3 protein-coding genes and 1 pseudogene are annotated in these 2,949 nt (G+C 68.4%); all 4 read left to right on the top strand.

The features are described 5' to 3' along the window. A partial coding sequence (locus AC1DWT_RS50610) for a phosphohexomutase domain-containing protein (protein WP_477926197.1) occupies window positions 1-1,027 on the top strand: 1,027 nt, incomplete at its 5' end. A gap of 58 nt (window positions 1,028-1,085) precedes the next feature. Continuing rightward, entirely contained in the window at window positions 1,086-2,312 is a 1,227-nt protein-coding gene (locus tag AC1DWT_RS50605) for an MFS transporter (RefSeq protein ID WP_072937694.1), read from the top strand. 26 nt (window positions 2,313-2,338) lie between these two features. Further along, window positions 2,339-2,827: a MauE/DoxX family redox-associated membrane protein gene (locus AC1DWT_RS50600; RefSeq protein WP_072937695.1), complete on the top strand. Its 489-nt coding sequence runs from the start codon at window positions 2,339-2,341 to the stop codon at window positions 2,825-2,827. 41 nt (window positions 2,828-2,868) lie between these two features. Beyond that, window positions 2,869-2,949 (top strand): annotated as a pseudogene (locus AC1DWT_RS50595) (DsbA family protein); the annotation flags it as partial.

Here is a 2,949-nt window from a genome sequence, read left to right as displayed (position 1 = left end):
GTACGACTTCCTCCGCTTCTACATCGACGACCTACCGAGCGTTCTCGACCTCGACGCCATCCGCAGCGCCGGGGTGCGGATCGGCGCCGACCCGCTGGGCGGCGCGAGCGTCGACTACTGGGGTGCGATCGCCGACATCCACCGCCTCGACCTCGAGGTCGTCAACCCGCTCGTCGACGCCACGTGGCGGTTCATGACCCTCGACACCGACGGCAAGATCCGCATGGACTGCTCGTCGCCGAACGCCATGGCCTCGCTGATCGGAGCCCGGGACCGGTTCGACATCTCCACCGGCAACGACGCCGATGCGGACCGGCACGGAATCGTCACTCCCGATGCGGGACTGATGAATCCCAACCACTACCTCGCGGTCGCCATCGACTACCTGTTCTCGCACCGACAAGGGTGGAGCTCGGGTGTGAAGGTGGGCAAGACGCTGGTCAGTTCGTCGATGATCGACCGGGTGGTCGGAAGCCTCGGCCGTGAACTCCTCGAGGTCCCGGTGGGTTTCAAGTGGTTCGTCCCCGGGCTGCTCGAGGGTTCGCTCGGTTTCGGCGGCGAGGAGAGTGCGGGTGCGTCGTTCCTGCGCCACGACGGCGGGGTGTGGACCACGGACAAGGACGGGATCATCCTGGCCCTGCTGGCCTCGGAGATGACGGCGGTGACGGGAAAGACACCGTCGGTCCGGTACCGGGAACTGACCGAGCAGTTCGGCAGCCCCGCCTACGCCCGCATCGACGCCCCCGCCACCCGGGAGCAGAAGGYGGTGCTGGCGAAACTGTCGCCCGAACAGGTGTCGGCCACCGAACTGGCGGGGGAGCCGATCACCGCGACGCTGACGAGCGCCCCGGGCAACGGGGCGGCCCTCGGCGGGCTGAAGGTCACCACCGCATCGGCGTGGTTCGCGGCGCGGCCGTCGGGCACCGAGGACGTCTACAAGATCTATGCCGAATCGTTCCAGGGCCCGGATCATCTCGCGCAGGTGCAGGCGGCGGCCAAGGAACTGGTGGCCGACGTCCTGAAGTAGGTGTTCGGCGGGGTAGGTGCCGTCGCGGAAGCGGGGGCACCTACCATCGGATTCAACTATGAACACTCGCGCAGCCGGGCTGCCCGCCGGGCGCAGCCCGCGGCTCCCTTCGGAAATCTGGGTGCTGGTCTCGGCCAGCTTCGTCATCGCACTCGGATTCGGGATCGTCGCACCCGCTCTCCCGCAGTTCGCCCGCAGCTTCGACGTGAGCGTGACGGCGGCCACCGTCGTGATCTCGTCGTTCGCGTTCATGCGTCTGATCTTCGCCCCGGTGAGCGGCCGGCTCGTGCAGAAGCTGGGGGAGCGGCCCGTCTACATCACCGGGCTCCTGATCGTCGCGGCCTCGACCGCCGCCTGCGCGGTCGCGGGGGACTACTGGCAGTTGCTCGTCTTCCGCGCACTCGGGGGCATCGGCTCGACGATGTTCACGGTGTCGGCGATGGGCCTGGTGATCCGCATCGCACCGGTGGACAGCCGCGGCCGCGTGTCCGGGCTCTACGCGACCAGCTTCCTGATGGGATCGATCTCCGGACCCCTGGTCGGCGGGTTGCTCGTCGGATTCGGGCTCCGGGTTCCGTTCGTGATTTACGCGATCGCCCTCGTCGTCGCGGCCGCTGTCGTGTTCGTGAGCCTGCGGGGTTCGCACCTGACGGCACCCGACGCCACTGCCGCCGGTGCCACCATGACGCTGCGGGAAGCACTCGGGCAGCCCGTCTACCGGGCGGCGCTCGGCTCCAACTTCGCATTTGGTGGTGTGATCTTCGGAGTGCGGGTGGCGATGGTGCCGCTGTTCGTCGTCGAGGCGCTGCACCGCGAAGCCGCCCTCGCCGGTATCGCCCTCACCGTGTTCGCCGTCGGCAATGCGCTCGTCCTCATCGTGTCCGGGCGGTTGTCGGACGTCTACGGCCGGAAGGTGTTCGTCCTGCTCGGACTGCTGGTGTGCGGCGCCAGCACCGTCGGAATGGGACTCAGCGAGAACCTGCTGGTGTTCCTGGTGCTGTCCGGCATCGCGGGCATCGGATCCGGAGTGATGAGCCCCGCGCAGCAGGCCGCGGTCGCCGACGTCGTGGGCGCGAAATCCCGCGGCGGCCCCGTGCTGGCCGCGTTCCAGATGGTCGCCGACGTCGGCGGGGTCCTCGGCCCGGTCGGCGCGGGTCTGCTCGCTCAGCACCTGTCGTACGCGGTCGCATTCGGGGTCACCGGAGGGGTCATGCTCCTCGCCGCCATCGGCTGGCTGCTGGTCCCGAACAAGCCGGCGCCCAAGGTGTCGGTCGAGGCGGTCTGACCGGCGTCTTCGGTACGCTCGTCCGGGTGTGGATCAAGGTCGTCTCCCTGCTCGCCCGGCTGTCACTCGCTGCCGTCTGGCTGGTCTCCGGCGCACTCAAGGTCGCCGACCCCGCCCAGACGATCATCGCGGTCCGGGCGTACCAGCTACTGCCCGAAGACCTCGTCCGGCCGGTCGCCAACACGCTGCCGTTCTTCGAGATCGCCCTCGGTCTGCTCCTGCTGATCGGGCTCGCCGTCCGCGCCACGGCCTCGGTGTCCGCGGTGCTCCTGCTCGTCCTCATCGGCGTGATCGTCTCGGTGTGGGCGCGCGGGCTGTCCATCGACTGCGGATGCTTCGGCGGCGGCGGTGCGGCCGACGTGAACGGCTGGGACTACACCAAGGAAATCCTCCGGGATGTGGGCTTCCTCGCACTGGCGGTGTGGCTGATCGTGTTCCCCCGTTCCCCGTCCGCGCTGGGGCTCCGCTCCCGCACCACTTTCTCAGTGACCCCTCAGCAGACGGTGGCAGAGTAAGCATTCGGTAAATCGATCCGACGTCGAAGGACTGCATCCACGTGAGCTCGAAGAACAAGTACAACCCGCAGCCGGAATCCAGCCGGTCCACCTACATTCTCGGTGGGCTCGCCGTACTGGTC

This window comes from Rhodococcus sp. P4_B6, from assembly GCF_056402215.1.
Note: the sequence above shows the minus strand (reverse complement) of the source record. Positions and strands in the feature narration are given on the sequence as shown.